The organism is Ulvibacterium marinum (assembly GCF_003626755.1).
Taxonomy (GTDB): Bacteria; Bacteroidota; Bacteroidia; order Flavobacteriales; family Flavobacteriaceae; genus Ulvibacterium; species Ulvibacterium marinum.
The window spans coordinates 1-13,610 of the sequence record NZ_RBCJ01000008.1 but is presented as its reverse complement, the minus strand read 5'-3'; the positions used below and the strand labels follow the sequence as shown (position 1 = coordinate 13,610).

At 37.5% G+C, this 13,610-nt stretch carries 17 protein-coding genes; 15 read left to right on the top strand and 2 right to left on the bottom strand.

The genetic code is table 11. The features are described from left to right. Positions 1-2 precede the first annotated feature (2 nt). Positions 3-614, top strand: coding sequence for a hypothetical protein (locus D7Z94_RS25270; protein WP_245967307.1), 612 nt, complete (start codon positions 3-5; stop codon positions 612-614). Positions 615-618: 4 nt separating this feature from the next. On the opposite strand, the gene D7Z94_RS25265 is transcribed toward D7Z94_RS25270, so the two are convergent. Beyond that, complete coding sequence (locus D7Z94_RS25265; RefSeq protein ID WP_120714454.1) at positions 619-2,142, bottom strand: GH3 family domain-containing protein; 1,524 nt, start codon at positions 2,140-2,142, stop codon at positions 619-621. A gap of 626 nt (positions 2,143-2,768) precedes the next feature. Here D7Z94_RS25265 and D7Z94_RS25255 point away from each other — a divergent pair. The 6 genes from D7Z94_RS25255 to D7Z94_RS25230 all read left to right on the top strand — a co-directional run bounded on the left by D7Z94_RS25255 (position 2,769) and on the right by D7Z94_RS25230 (position 5,637). Continuing rightward, entirely contained in the window at positions 2,769-2,984 is a 216-nt protein-coding gene (locus tag D7Z94_RS25255) for a hypothetical protein (RefSeq protein WP_120714452.1), read from the top strand. 334 nt (positions 2,985-3,318) lie between these two features. After that, complete coding sequence (locus tag D7Z94_RS25250) at positions 3,319-3,762, top strand: hypothetical protein (RefSeq protein ID WP_120714451.1); 444 nt, start codon at positions 3,319-3,321, stop codon at positions 3,760-3,762. Positions 3,763-3,907: 145 nt separating this feature from the next. After that, entirely contained in the window at positions 3,908-4,270 is a 363-nt protein-coding gene (locus D7Z94_RS25245) for a hypothetical protein (RefSeq protein WP_147416014.1), read from the top strand. A gap of 34 nt (positions 4,271-4,304) precedes the next feature. Beyond that, entirely contained in the window at positions 4,305-4,520 is a 216-nt protein-coding gene (locus D7Z94_RS25240) for a hypothetical protein (protein WP_147416012.1), read from the top strand. 77 nt (positions 4,521-4,597) lie between these two features. Then, positions 4,598-5,095 carry a GNAT family N-acetyltransferase gene (locus D7Z94_RS25235; RefSeq protein ID WP_120714448.1) on the top strand — a complete coding sequence of 166 codons (498 nt, stop codon included), beginning with the start codon at positions 4,598-4,600 and terminating at the stop codon, positions 5,093-5,095. A 98-nt stretch (positions 5,096-5,193) separates the two neighbouring features. Beyond that, positions 5,194-5,637 (top strand): VOC family protein, encoded by a 444-nt coding sequence (locus D7Z94_RS25230; protein ID WP_211341863.1) that lies wholly within the window; start codon positions 5,194-5,196, stop codon positions 5,635-5,637. An 88-nt stretch (positions 5,638-5,725) separates the two neighbouring features. On the opposite strand, the gene D7Z94_RS25225 is transcribed toward D7Z94_RS25230, so the two are convergent. Beyond that, positions 5,726-6,079 (bottom strand): hypothetical protein, encoded by a 354-nt coding sequence (locus D7Z94_RS25225; RefSeq protein ID WP_120714447.1) that lies wholly within the window; start codon positions 6,077-6,079, stop codon positions 5,726-5,728. 177 nt (positions 6,080-6,256) lie between these two features. Between D7Z94_RS25225 and D7Z94_RS25220 the strand changes: the two genes are divergently transcribed. From D7Z94_RS25220 to D7Z94_RS25180, 8 genes are all read left to right on the top strand, one after another. Continuing rightward, entirely contained in the window at positions 6,257-6,694 is a 438-nt protein-coding gene (locus tag D7Z94_RS25220; RefSeq protein ID WP_120714446.1) for a hypothetical protein, read from the top strand. A gap of 134 nt (positions 6,695-6,828) precedes the next feature. Next, positions 6,829-7,311: a cupin domain-containing protein gene (locus D7Z94_RS25215; protein WP_211341862.1), complete on the top strand. Its 483-nt coding sequence runs from the start codon at positions 6,829-6,831 to the stop codon at positions 7,309-7,311. A 214-nt stretch (positions 7,312-7,525) separates the two neighbouring features. Beyond that, positions 7,526-8,365, top strand: coding sequence for an exonuclease/endonuclease/phosphatase family protein (locus D7Z94_RS25210; RefSeq protein WP_120714445.1), 840 nt, complete (start codon positions 7,526-7,528; stop codon positions 8,363-8,365). A gap of 142 nt (positions 8,366-8,507) precedes the next feature. Then, on the top strand, positions 8,508-9,953 hold the full coding sequence (locus tag D7Z94_RS25205) for a serine hydrolase domain-containing protein (protein ID WP_120714444.1): 1,446 nt from the start codon (positions 8,508-8,510) through the stop codon (positions 9,951-9,953). Between the two features lie 147 nt (positions 9,954-10,100). Next, positions 10,101-10,679, top strand: coding sequence for a hypothetical protein (locus tag D7Z94_RS25200; RefSeq protein ID WP_147416010.1), 579 nt, complete (start codon positions 10,101-10,103; stop codon positions 10,677-10,679). Positions 10,680-11,024: 345 nt separating this feature from the next. Continuing rightward, positions 11,025-11,402, top strand: coding sequence for a BlaI/MecI/CopY family transcriptional regulator (locus tag D7Z94_RS25190; RefSeq protein ID WP_245967306.1), 378 nt, complete (start codon positions 11,025-11,027; stop codon positions 11,400-11,402). Next, the gene (locus D7Z94_RS25185) at positions 11,392-12,612 is read left to right on the top strand and encodes a M56 family metallopeptidase (RefSeq protein WP_120714440.1); all 1,221 of its coding nucleotides are present in this window, start codon (positions 11,392-11,394) and stop codon (positions 12,610-12,612) included. Before D7Z94_RS25190 ends, D7Z94_RS25185 begins: the two co-directional genes overlap by 11 nt. Positions 12,613-12,752: 140 nt before the next feature. After that, complete coding sequence (locus tag D7Z94_RS25180) at positions 12,753-13,316, top strand: DinB family protein (protein ID WP_120714439.1); 564 nt, start codon at positions 12,753-12,755, stop codon at positions 13,314-13,316. The last annotated feature ends 294 nt before the right edge of the window (positions 13,317-13,610 follow it).

Sequence of the window (13,610 nt, the reverse complement as noted above, 5' to 3'; positions counted from 1 at the left end):
GAATGCAAAAAATAACCTTACTATTAATTATGTCGCTTTCGCTTTCCTATCCCCAAAATACCATTCCTAAAAGTATAGAAGAAGAAACAAAAATCGCCCTGTCGCATTATCCGGAATTAAGAGATATCCCGATAAACTTCAAATTCAAAAAAAACATTCATAAGTCCACCATGCAAGCACAACCTGTATTTGGCAGCCTTTTTAAACCCAGGGATAAAAGAAAATATTTGATACTTATCAGTGAAAAGGTGAAAATAGCGGATACTACTTATTATACAAAAGATATGCCCAGCAATATTTTAATAGGGTGGTTAGGGCATGAATTGGGACATATCATGGATTACAAGAATCGTAGTAGTATTGATCTTCTAGGTTTTGGGATAGGTTATTTATTCTCCAAGAGTTTTATAAAAAAGGCCGAACGTACAGCGGATACCTTTGCTGTGGCTCATGGCATGGAAGAATATATTTTGGAAACGAAGGATTTCATTCTCAACAGATCGGATATTTCGGAAAAATACAAAAGTAGAATCAGGGAACTGTACCTATCCCCGGAGGAAATCATGGTTCTGGTACAGGATAGGGATTCGAATATGGAGACGGAAATACCTTAGGCAATCAGCTTTTTGAAGTTACGAACTCCTCCCACTCCATGAATTTTTCCTCGCCCATTACGCGCTCCATTTTCACCTGTCCCCCTTTTTTCTTGTTCTCGCCGCTCCACTCATAAAATACTTCAGGATCCGTTTTCTTAACTTTTACTCCTCTCAGGGCCTTGGTGCGGGCCACTTTGTAGTTCTTGTTCGCCTGCTTCAAAAAGCTGTCCAAGGATTTGGAGAGCCTCTTTTCCGATACATCATTATTTGTTCCCAAATACCAAGTATGATAAAAGCCATCTTTATATTTTTTGGCACAAAGGGTGTATTCGGGAATTTGTATATCGAATTCTTTTTCCAAAAAGTTAACGGCATCGTTCAGCTTGTTTACGGAGAGTTGTGAGCCTACCGTATTTAGAAAGAATTTGGTTCTACCCGTAATTTTGATTTCAGCCCGTTCGATATCGGTAAATTCAATCGTATCTCCGATCATATATCTCCATGCCCCGGAAACCGTGCTCATGATAAGCACATAGTCCTGTCCCAGTTCTACTTCTGCCAAAGTTTTGGAAGGTGCGTCATCAGACAGGGAACCATCGGGATTAATGTAATTCGGTTCAAAGGGTACAAATTCAAAATAAATACCATTGTCCGTTATCAACTGCATTGCATCGGTCTCCGGTCGACTTTGAAAGGCAATAAACCCTTCTGAAGCCAAATAAGTGTCTATAATCGTAATAGGTTTGCCCATGAGCGCATTGAAGCTCTTTTCATAGGGTCCAAAAGCGACACCTCCCGAGGTGTACACCTGTAAATTGGGCCAAATTTCATGAATGTTTTCCAGTCCATGGGCATTGATTACTTCCTTGAGCATCAATTCCAGCCAAGAAGGAATTCCGCTTAAGGCCCCAATATCCCAATTCGGCGCTTCTTCCACAATTCTCTTTACGCGACGATCCCAATCGTCTATTTTTGCAATTTCCTTTCCCGGTTTGTAATAACCCTGAAACCAGGAAGGAATATTACTGGCACTGATACCACTGATTTCCCCCTCGGCATGATTCTTTTTTTCGATTAGGTCCGTTGAGCTTCCCAACATGAGTATTCCCTTTTCAAAAAAATTCGGTGGGAGGTCAAAATTACTTAGGGCCAAAACCTGCTTGATCCCTGCTTTTTTTATGGAGTCGATCATGTCTTCCGTCACCGGGATCCGCTTGCTGGTCTTTCCTGTAGTACCCGAGCTAAGGGCAAAATAATCGGGATTCCCGGGCCATGTCACATCAGTTTGGTTTTCATGAAGCTTCGCCCACCATTCCATATTGATTTTTTCATAATCAAAATAAGGCACTTTGGATGCAAAGGTCTTGGCCACGTTTTCTTGATCTAAAATATCTTGAAATTTATAATGCCTTCCAAAATCAGTTTCGGAAGCAGTTTCGAGTAAATTTTTGAGTACCTCGTTCTGCTCCTCCACTGGATTTAGCTCTTGGCTTAATTTATCTGTTACATCAATAACTCCTTTGATAAGACTTCCTAGAATAGGCATTTTCCTGATTTTTTAGTTCTTGTGTTTATTTGCTTTTTTACGTTTGGCTGGACTATATTCCAATCCTATCCGGACTGCTAAACAACATTTTGATTGCTGTATACACTATTGAATTAATACCAAATGCAATGAATCCCAAACCTGATTTCCTCAAAGGTAAAGACGGATCGCCAAAAAGCTTTACTCATATGAAAAAGGCTTTGACCTATTTCATAAAATTGTGACCAACCTTTGATGAAACCTCTGAACTTAATATTTGAAAATGAACCAAAAAGGGAACGTCCCCACGTTCCCTTTTCCTTATGGTAAATTGACCTCAAGAAGTAGAGGTATTTACTTAACCTACTTATGGATTCAAATATCCATTTATGACTGTTGATTTCTTGTCTCAAACGATTAAACTATTGCCCCATTTGTCAAAAAAAACGAAACTTTCTTCATCAACCACTACATCACAAGAAACATCATTACCACTTTGTGCATCTTCAATCCTTTTTGCTTACCAACTAACTCGAACCACTTTGAAATAATCTATCTATTCTAATAGGTTCATAAAGAACCTTACATAGATTTAACTTTTTGCTGTACGGAATTTGAAATATATTTAGCACTTACCAAAACCGACCATGACTGAAAATATAAGAAGACTGTTCAGGCAGATGGACCATAGTACCAAGGAGGAAGCCTTGACCTGTCTAAAGAAAGAATTTAAACTCCAAAATAGGAAATTAATATTAGACCTATGGATTTTAGGCGGACTGATTCCCGAGGCATATCAAGAAAGAACCGTCAAAATGTTTCAAAATTTACTTCGGAAGCAGCAGGCTTTAAAAACGAAATAAAAAGAACTGAACCAAGGTACCACAGTCCAAATTAAGGATGTGCGACCTTTTTAAAAAATTATATGACATTTTAGCCACCGTGCTTACATTTGAATTATTGACATTGCTGGGTTTGGGTTTAGCATATGGCATTGATTTCCTTATTTTTAGTTGAAGCCGACTTCAATAGTAATTGGTGGATTAATATTTTTGTGGAAGGCTACCAAAAAAGATTAAGTCTTCATCCCCTTGATCAATCTTGGACATATCCGAATAGGGAATTTATATGCCGGCCATTGAAATAAATGGTAAATTAAATTCTAAAAAATTGCTATGAATTGAAGAAGGTATTGTGATGAAAAAATATTTTGTGCTAATTCTTGCTTTAGGTTTGTCGGGCTGTTTTCTTTACAGTGATGATGACGGGGAGATCCTTCCCACGGTAATCGAGGGGACCATTTTATATGAGGACACGTTGGAACCTGTCCTTTTTCCGCGTTTAGTTATTTCAGCAATGCAACGGACCAGAGGTACTGAAAATAATACTTTGCAGGAACGTACTCTATATCTTACCGAGGATGATGGGGGGAAGTTCAGTGTATTTTTTGAGGACAACAAAGAAATCGATTATTTCGATTTGTTCATTGTTGATTATGATGATGATTCATACACCGATTTGTCTGGAGGATCACCTTCATATACAAAAAGAAACCTGGTTTGCCAACCGACGGATTGTAACGAATTTAAGCCTGGACGTGAATATTTAGGCATTAAAATTTTGGTTCCACCAAGGCCATAGTACACAGCCTACCCCGGATTAAATCCGAGTTGCTAATTAATCCGTCGTAATGGTTTGGTTTTGCCCTGTAAGTACCGGAGAATTTTTACATTTAATGTTTTAAGTTGGTCACGAAAGCGTATATCATCGATAAAAGTTCAGTAGAATGATGTTGAACACCCTTTTTAGAAAGAATATTATTATGTTTTTTCTCCTTCCGTTAATTTTGCCAACAGCCCTTGTTTGCTGTAATAAAGATGATGAAGCGGAAAAGTTTTATTGGGAGCAAACTAAATGTTCAGATCCCTGGGGTACAGGAGAGCGTGATGCCAATCCAATCACAATCCAAGCTTTGGAGCAATATTTGGAGGATAACGACATTGAAGCTTTACGAATAATGTTCGATAACAAGTCCGCATTGGATGCATTGTGTGAGTCATGTGGATGTGGAACAGGTCAGAGAATTATTGTAACTGTGCCTAAGTCCGACGAAACTGAATTACAAGACTTGGGCTTCATAAAAGTTTAAATAATCGATGTTTGAGAAATTAAAAATTGACTCCGTGAGATTTGGGAAAGCTACTTTTATCTTTATTTTTTTGGTCTTTATTTTGATTGTTTCTTGTGGTAAGGAAGATTGTGAAGAAGAAAGGAAAGAAAATTGTGCTGTCACCTTTGAGCTCAATCCCGTTTGCGGATGTAATGGGGTCACTTATCCGAACCCTTCGACTGCCAAATGCCAAAGTATAGACGATTACACTATGGGCGAATGTGAATAGAGATTTTTTTAAGCGAAAGCTCAAATAACAATTTCAATAATTGATTCAGGGTCATTTGTTTTTATAAGCCATATCAAATGAGAGTACATATCAGGCAAGCTACTATGGAAGACATGGAGGGAATTCTGGAAATCGTCAATCACGAAATTCTCCATACAACTGTGCTATACCATTATGAGAAACTGTCCCTTGAACAGCAAAAAAAATGGTTCAAAAGAAAAACGGAGGATGGAATGCCGGTTCTCGTTGCCGAATTAAGCTCCAAGGTGGTCGGTTACGGTACATTTGGTATTTTCAGACCATGGGATGCCTATCGATTTAGCGTGGAACACTCTATTTACGTCCATAAGGATTACAGACATAGGGGTATGGGAAAGTTGTTGATGTCCAGATTAATCGACATTGCAAAACAAAATGGTTATCATACCATGATAGCGGGCGTGGACGGTTCCAGTGATGAAAGCCTCAAATTTCATAAAAAGTTCGGTTTTGAAGAAGTAGGTACCTTTAAGGAGATAGGACACAAGTTCGATAAGTGGCTGGACTTGAGATTTCTTCAATTATTTCTAGAATGAGATTGCAGCTATTTTGGAACCTAGCCTTTTAACAGTACCAGAAATTCAAAAACCTGGACTTGGAAAGTTCAAATAACCGACAAGACTATTTCATATAAATGAGGTTCGCCCATACAAATATCGTAAGTATTGATTGGAAATTGCTAGTGGATTTTTATGTAAAAACATTCAACTGCAAAATTGTGCCTCCAATTAGAAACCAATCAGGAGCCTGGCTCGAAAAGGGAACTGGCTTAAAAAATGCAAAATTGGAAGGAGCCCACCTATTGCTTCCGGGCTATGGTGAAAAAGGTCCCACTCTTGAAATTTACCAGTATGAAAATATCGAAAATCAGAATCCGGTATCGCCAAACAAAAGGGGTTTTGGTCATATTGCTTTTGAGGTTGAGAGTGTGGAATTGGTTATTGAGGTTTTGGAAAGAAATGGTGGAAGGACTTCCGGGGAGATTACGAGGAGAAAAGTTGATGGGGTCGGAGAAATTGCCTTTGTATATGCCAGAGACCCGGAAGGGAATTTGATTGAATTACAAAGTTGGAAATAAAGCCGTTATATCACTTTCAGTCCTATAAAAAGGACGGACCAAATTCACCAAAGTTCAAAAAAAGGATTGCCAAAATAAGTTATACGGCCTATTGATTATCTGGTACGATTTCTATATCTGTAATCTCAAAAAAATCTGCGCATATATCCTCAAACTCGAATGACTCATAGACAAAGCCGCTGAAGTTTACTTTCAAGCCGTCAATTTCAAATTCAATCTCAAGGTTGCATGGAAACAGTACACTTGTTGGGTTTCTATCAAGTAGTTCGTCCGGATCAATAAGATATCCGCAATCTCCATTGAAAATAACAGTGCCGTTGATATTATTTACAATGGTCACTATTCTCCTTCCTTCATCTTGAAAACAACCGGCAGTCGGTTCATCATCAGAACAGGAAAAAAGTACCAAAACGGTGAGTAGAAGCGAACAATATTTCATCATGGTTTAAATAAGATGACTAATTTAGTAATGGTTGCTTTTAAATTCAGAGTTCAAATAAAGGATTGCCAGGCACCACCAACATACCCCAAAAAATTATCTTAATTTAGTTCCACTCGTAAAAGGCATATAGATTGTATTATTGACACACAACTGTTGGCAGACATTTGGAAAGACCTTATGAAAAAAAGAAAACTTGTTTCGTTATTGCTTTTACTTATTGGCGTTGTTTTAAGTGTTGCCTTTATATTAAGGATTGAATTTCCTCAAGGACTTGAGGTCTATTTTAAAAGGGAATATTACAATCAATTCGGTCCTTTGGCCATAAGTGTTGAGCTTTTAATAGCAGGTTACTACTTTTTAATAGGGCATAATAAAACAAATTTCGCTTTAGCTCTTTTTGGATTTACAGCCTTGCTAGACCCTCTCTTTGACCAATTAGGTCTTTTCGACAGCATCGTACCTTTGTACGGAACAATAATTTTATCGATTTGTGGCCTGTTCTGTATCTGGCTAGCATTTGCAAACCCATTTGAATTAAAACGCTTATCTCGTTTTGTTGCCATATTAAGTCTTGTCCTTGGTGTTTTTATTGAACTGTTCTTCAACTATTCTTGATAAGAATAGTTGCCAATGACGCCTGCAGTGCATGACCTTTAGCAAACTTAATATAGCCGAATGCTTAAAAAGTTCAAATAAACGATTCGCTAATACATAACCGAATAGTCAAAACAATTAAAAAATCGAAAGAGATGAAAATTAGAGAGTTATTTTTGATAGTCATGGTTTTTGCACCGTTATTCATTTTGGCTCAAGATACTGCATATAGTATTTCTTCGTATCTCAGTGAAGGGAGAAAAGCACCAAACACCCACTATATGGGTGAAGCATGGTTGAATGCAATTGTTCATGATGATGCCGATTTGGGATACAACATAACCAAAGCAACCTTTAAAGCAAATTCTACATTGGATTGGCACAAACACAGTTCGCCACAGGTGTTAATAATTGTAGAGGGCCGGGGTTATTACCAAGAAAGGGGAAAAGGGCCGGTCATCTTAAAAAAAGGCGATATTATTAAATGTGAAAGGGGTATAGAGCATTGGCATTCCTCGACCAAAGAAACGGATGTGACCTATTTGGCCTTATATGGTGGTGAGCAACCGACCACTTGGACAGAAGTACTCACACAGGAATATTATGATTCGGTCGCCATTAAGTTGAAAGTTCAATAAAACGATTACACAAGAACCTTAAAATTATTGAGGTTTTCATACAACAATATTTTAAATCAATTCCTTAATTTTCGGTTGCTCCCCTTCTCGTCATATTATTCTTAATTCTTCTATTGGTATGAATTTTCAATGGCCACAATAGATATTACTAGATAGGATTCGACAGGTTTCGATAATTAAGGCTCTTTAATAACAACAATAATACCAAATAACAATGGCGACATCCACCTTTGCAAAAACCACAGCATCCATAGCCGCATGGAACTTGGCGACCTTTGAGCGCCTAACTGCCGAACGTATTAAAGAACAGGCCAGAGGGCTTCGATTGCTCGATGCAGAGCTGGTTACGCTGGTCGAAATCAAAAATGAGGACCACGTCAGGAACCTAGCGGACCTTCTCTCCAACAACGAAGTCGAATATGAATATAAGTTTGAGGAGCAAAGCCCAACGGGCAACAATTCCAACCATGGTGCAATGCACATTGGGATCTTGTTCAAACAAGGTGTTGAGGTCGACAACACCGAATTGATGATTGGTTCCGATCTGGGAAATCCTGGCTATCGCAAGGCCTTTCTCTGTGACGTTGAAATAGGCAAGTTCTCCTTTAAATTGGTAGGGGTCCATCTAAAGTCCGGCCGGGACTTGGTCAACCAAAGGGTTAGGGACCAACAGTGCAAGGTCATTGGTGATTATATCAAAAATCTCCGAGGACCTAATGACCGTAACCCCGATGTCCTCTTGATGGGGGATTTTAATATGATACCCGGGCAGGACATCAGCAATTTCAATCTTTTGGGTGGGGATGACCAGATGGATTTCGTTTCCTCATGGGATCTTCAAGAGCGTTTTTCCCATATACTGCCATCCGGTCGCGAAAACTTGCTAGACGGTTTTGCCATAAGCAAGAGATATAGCACGGAATACATCAAGGGTAGTTTGCGTTTGTTTCCCATGCACTGGACCATGGGAATGGGGCAGGCAAAATATCGAAAAGAGGTTTCCGATCATCTTCCTTTTGTCGCCAGTTTTGATATTACACGAAGTCGAGATTGATGTCTACTCTTTAAAGTTCAAATAAAGGATTTTCATTCACCCATGGATTGCACTTCAAATTTATCTTACCTTAGTTCACGTACAGAGGATAAACAATCCATAACATCTATATTTCCGGTGATATGTCCTTTTTAATGGTAAGATGAATCCAATCAAGATAGATAGCACCTATATATTACTTTCCATTCTTTTACTGACAGCGTGTAAGGAAAGAAAACAAACTATTTCTGCACAAAATCCTGACCTGGAATATAGAATCGATTCCATTGGTGCAAAGTTCGTCGATGATGGCAAGGTTATGGGCTTTTCTATTGCAATAGTCAAAAAGGATAGCGTCTTGTATAATAACAGTTTTGGTTATGTTGATTCATTGCAACAAATTCCGGCAACCAACAATCATTACTTCTTAATGGCATCTATTTCCAAGTTGGTCGGATCAACAATTGTTATGAAGTTGGTTGAAGAAGGGACTCTAGATCTTGATGACTCCTTATCCTTTTTATTACCGGATTATCCAAATCAAGCGCAAGGAGAAAAGATTAAGCTTCGTCATTTGATTTCTATGACTTCCGGTTTAAAAGAATATGCCTCCACAATAGATAGTGTTTACGTAGCTACCGGCAAAAGTCCAACAAAAGATGACTATTATGAGTTTTTCAGCGGCAACGAGTTAGAATTTGAACCAGGCTCTCATTACAAGTACGTTAATTCTGGATTTGTTCTAATGGCCATGATTGTAGAAAGAGCGACAAAAAAGTCATTTCAGAGCAATATTGATAGGATTATCAATAAACCTACAGGTTTTGACATTCAATTGATTTCAAAGCGAATGAAAAGCCCCTTAATGAGCAGACACTTCCAACTAAATGATGGAAAAATCTCAAGAAGGAAACACTGGCCTTGGATTAAAGGTGATGGAGGAATGACAAATACAGCATTACAATTGGCCCGGTTTCCAAATCAATGGATGAACGGGTCCATCATTTCTCAAAACTCCTTCAAGTTGATGAGCTCCATGACCTACCTGAGTTCCGGGTACTACTCAGAATATGGATTTGGGGTTAAAAATGGAGATTTTGAAGGAGAACCAATGTTTGGACATTCAGGTGGTGATGCCACCACGTATAGTATGATGTTTCATTTTCCGAGAATATCTACTACGATTGTCACCATGGTAAATACTAATAGGACTCCTGCGAATGCCAGACAAATGTTTTCCGAGGTGGCTTTAATCGCACTTGAAAAAAAGAAACCAGATTATGCGAAAAATGAAGTTATTGAAGGTAATCTCACTGATTTTGTTGGCGGATATCTTACTCCTGGAGATAGTGCAGATAGAACGGCATACATCGTTCAGGATAAAGAGAGCAAAGGCCTTTATTATACTTTTGATAAAAATCCCAAAAAAGGAGAAAGAATGTACAATCTTGGGAACGGTGTCTTTTGGATAGAGAAATGGCCTTATGACCGGTTACGTTTTGAAAGGGATAGTGCCTACAACGTTGTGGCTCTCAAAGAATTTTATGGTGGTTATATGTCTCGAATCAGACCAAAAGTGATAGGGCGTAACGACGAATATATTGAATAGAGGTTTCTAATCTCACAAAAGATCAAGAATAAGATAAAAGTCGCCTGTGTCCTGAAAAGTTCGAGTTCGGAAATCTGCTACTTTAGATATACATAACCGTCGTTACAAAAGTTCAAAAAAAGGATGTGCTCAATAAATAAACGCTAGATGACCAAGTTAAAAATCCTATCTGTAACTGGTCTAGTTTTTCTGATTATCAATCAAATAATGTATTTGGGGGGTGATGAGTTTATACAGACACAAAGACCTATTGATTTTGCCCATTGGCTTTTACTCATTGGCTCAATTTCGCTGGTTTCCTTCAACTATATTTTCCCTAAAAGCATCTTAAACTCAATTGCATCGGTTTTGACCGTAATGGGAATAATTGCTCATGTCGCAATGTCCTCAATTGATTTTGTTTTTTGGAGCTTTAGAAATGATTACGATGGATTGGTAAAATTGATTCGCCAGCTAGAAAATGAACCATCTATTTGGCTCCCATTTATGGTCATTGGACCCTCCCTTTTATTCATTGGTCTTGCAATTCATGCGTTCACATTTATCAAAAAGCGCCCAATCAGTTCATTGTTGGTCATAGTAGGCTCCATAATGATTGGAATGTCCTCATTTCTATGGAGAGATAGGATATATATTATTATTGCTCATCTAGTATTTGCTTTGGGGCTGACATTGCTCTGCTTTAACATGGATGAAAGAAAATATATTAGGGACCAGGAAGGGTAACAAAAGTTCATTTAAAGGATTGCTAAAAATGGTGGTTTAATCCCGAAGCATAAATTTCAAAAAAAGATTCTTTAAATGGATAGAACTGAAATTAATTATGCATATGAATTTAATTTTTATGAGTCATTCGAACTCATTAAATTATTGGAAGATTCGATAAAAAGTATCTGGTCTCAAATACCTCTTAAGGAAAGGGAAGTGAGAGAATATGAGATTGAAATGAACAGTTTAAGGGATTATCTGTTTTTTCGATTATACTTCTCACAATATTGTATTGTTCGGGGTTAATTAAGTTAAATTTAATATTTTAGTTGTCATAACTAAATATTTAGTTATATTTATCATGTGAATGATATTAAACTAACCAATGCTGAAGAGTCCGTTCTCAAAATTCTCTGGGAAAAAGAAAAAGCTTTTATAAAAGAAGTCATAGAAGAAATTCCGGGCAAAAAACCAGCATACTCGACCGTATCAACCATTATGAGAATCCTGGAACGAAAAGGATATGTCTCTTATGATAGTTTTGGGAAAAGTCACCGGTATTTCCCATTGATAAAACGGGAGGACTATACCAAGGGAGTACTTTCCCATATTATGAATACCTATTTCGGAGGTGATTTTAGACAAATCGTGAGTTTCATGTCAAGCTCAAATAACATATCCATCTCAGAACTTGATGAAATTTTGTCGGAATTAAAAAACCAAAAGAAAAATGATACCTGATATCTATTCAATTATTGTTGTGGTAGGCATCACTGGTCTCGGTGTTCTGCTTCATGAACTTTTGATAAAAAATCATGTATCTACAAAGGGTAATAGATTATTTTTCTATTTTTTTCTTGTTCTTCATGTATTGGCTTTTCAGGGGTTTTATTTCCCTAACGAATTGAACTTCGTTGGAGATTTGACCACCTTGAATTTGGAAAAATTTATTGGCTCGACAAGCGTCGATGGAAATATCGAAAATCGGTTTGAAACTATAGTGGTACTCATTTATTTTCTTGGCGTTGTCTTCGGATTGATAAAAATGATGTTCGGAATTGTCAAGGTGGTCAAACTAATACGTAAGTCCTCTACTGGAAAACATAAATTTGAAAGATTGGTAAAGGCATCTAATTTTCAACCTTGCACCTTCTTCAAATACATTTTAATTCCTGCCGATCTCCCAAAGACTCTTTATAATTCGGTATATCGACATGAAAGTTACCATGCGCGTCAAATGCACACCATTGATATGATTCTGTGGCGTTTTTTAAGTATTCTATTTTGGTTCAATCCGTTCGTTCATTTACTTCGATCGAGACAGTCTCAAAATTTAGAGTATGACACCGATAAATACATCGTCAAATCAATTCCTAAAGATCAATATTGTGAGCACTTATTGAGTTTGACCTTTAATTCGCGTAAAATGGATTTTTATCCAATGTTTAATAAATCCAACTCTTACCTTAGAATTAAAAGGCTGAATAAAGATCGAGAAAGAAAAAAACGCTGGTCTGACCTTACTTTACTATTTGCTTTCACTCTACTTTTTGGAAGTACAATTATGTCAAAAGCCAGTTTGCTACCGAAGACCCGAAGTAATGTTGTAAATCAAATGTCGAAACCTGAATTTACACAGAACGATCTGGGATATTATATAGACTCCGTGTTGCAGGCAAGAATAGGAGATAAATTCGATAATATAGATAAAAGTTATGATCTTCATCTCTTCTTGGATATCACTATTGATGAAGAAGGAAAAGTAATCAAAGTCAATGAAGATAGCCGCAAATCTAGACAGGGTGGAGATTCAAGAACAAACGACTTTTTAAGCGGTCTGTTAATTGAAACCATCCAAAATATGCCTAGCTGGAAACCAGCTAAAGAAAACGGCATAAGAGTTAAATCAACAATCCAAGAAGAATTTCATTTTGCCGGTGAAGGTGAATAATGGACATTCCTCTAGATAATGAAATATTCAGGATGAACCTATATTTTTCATTGTATAACGGGTCATGCTAAATTCAATGTATTCTATTTCGTTTGGAAGACCATCATCAAATTGAACATCACTAATTTAAACATGATACTATGAAGTCTCTAAAGAAAAATGCAACGTTATTAATCGTATGTTTCTCGCTTTCATTAATGAATGCTCAACACGAGATGAAACCAGTTGAGGGGTATTCTCTGCAAATAGGCCTGATGGTCTATATGTTGGAGGATTTAAAGGATAGAATTACCGAACAAGTAAAAGATCTGGACCAATCACAAACTGATTTTTTATATGATGAAGATGCGAATAGCATTGGGGCATTGGTTATGCATTTGGTGTCGACGGAAGCCTATTACCAGATAGAAACTTTAGAGGGAAGACAATTGACCGAAGATGAACAAAAGCGCTTGGGCGTGGCTGGCGGACTTAACGATGAATCGAAAAAAATAATTAAGGGAAAACCGATTCAGCACTATTTGGATTTATGGGAAAAAGTCCGCCAAAAAACCCTTGCCGGACTCAAAACAAAAGATGATGAGTGGTTTGCATCGCAGATCGAAGAGGGTATTAATTTCCATTGGGTCTGGTATCATGTTATGGAACATTCGGCCAATCATATGGGCCAAATAGGGACAATAAAGAACAGATTGCCTGAGTAATCTGGATTTTACCAACTATAATTCTACAGTACCACCTATTCTAAATCATAGCGCATAATAAGTAAAATATTAACATGGCATAACGATGTTATAATCCGTTACTTTTAAACGGCTGATTCTACTCGCGGACAATTCCCACGGAACCGTCCGCAACGGAATCATAGAGCCGAACCACTAAAGTTCAAACAAACGATGCATTTTGGAAAATCGACATGGGTGATTTTTACCCTCAATATTCAAACAAGAGTAATTTTTCTTATTTTTTACCCTCGTTCAGAATTTATTGTAAATAGT

Coding starts and splice junctions, on each gene's coding strand:
- D7Z94_RS25270 (WP_245967307.1), top strand. CDS start 3: ATGCAAAAAATAACCTTACTATTAATTATGTCGCTTTCGCTTTCCTAT.
- D7Z94_RS25265 (WP_120714454.1), bottom strand. CDS start 2,142: ATGCCTATTCTAGGAAGTCTTATCAAAGGAGTTATTGATGTAACAGAT.
- D7Z94_RS25255 (WP_120714452.1), top strand. CDS start 2,769: ATGACTGAAAATATAAGAAGACTGTTCAGGCAGATGGACCATAGTACC.
- D7Z94_RS25250 (WP_120714451.1), top strand. CDS start 3,319: ATGAAAAAATATTTTGTGCTAATTCTTGCTTTAGGTTTGTCGGGCTGT.
- D7Z94_RS25245 (WP_147416014.1), top strand. CDS start 3,908: ATGATGTTGAACACCCTTTTTAGAAAGAATATTATTATGTTTTTTCTC.
- D7Z94_RS25235 (WP_120714448.1), top strand. CDS start 4,598: ATGAGAGTACATATCAGGCAAGCTACTATGGAAGACATGGAGGGAATT.
- D7Z94_RS25230 (WP_211341863.1), top strand. CDS start 5,194: ATGAGGTTCGCCCATACAAATATCGTAAGTATTGATTGGAAATTGCTA.
- D7Z94_RS25225 (WP_120714447.1), bottom strand. CDS start 6,079: ATGATGAAATATTGTTCGCTTCTACTCACCGTTTTGGTACTTTTTTCC.
- D7Z94_RS25220 (WP_120714446.1), top strand. CDS start 6,257: ATGAAAAAAAGAAAACTTGTTTCGTTATTGCTTTTACTTATTGGCGTT.
- D7Z94_RS25215 (WP_211341862.1), top strand. CDS start 6,829: ATGAAAATTAGAGAGTTATTTTTGATAGTCATGGTTTTTGCACCGTTA.
- D7Z94_RS25210 (WP_120714445.1), top strand. CDS start 7,526: ATGGCGACATCCACCTTTGCAAAAACCACAGCATCCATAGCCGCATGG.
- D7Z94_RS25205 (WP_120714444.1), top strand. CDS start 8,508: ATGAATCCAATCAAGATAGATAGCACCTATATATTACTTTCCATTCTT.
- D7Z94_RS25200 (WP_147416010.1), top strand. CDS start 10,101: ATGACCAAGTTAAAAATCCTATCTGTAACTGGTCTAGTTTTTCTGATT.
- D7Z94_RS25185 (WP_120714440.1), top strand. CDS start 11,392: ATGATACCTGATATCTATTCAATTATTGTTGTGGTAGGCATCACTGGT.
- D7Z94_RS25180 (WP_120714439.1), top strand. CDS start 12,753: ATGAAGTCTCTAAAGAAAAATGCAACGTTATTAATCGTATGTTTCTCG.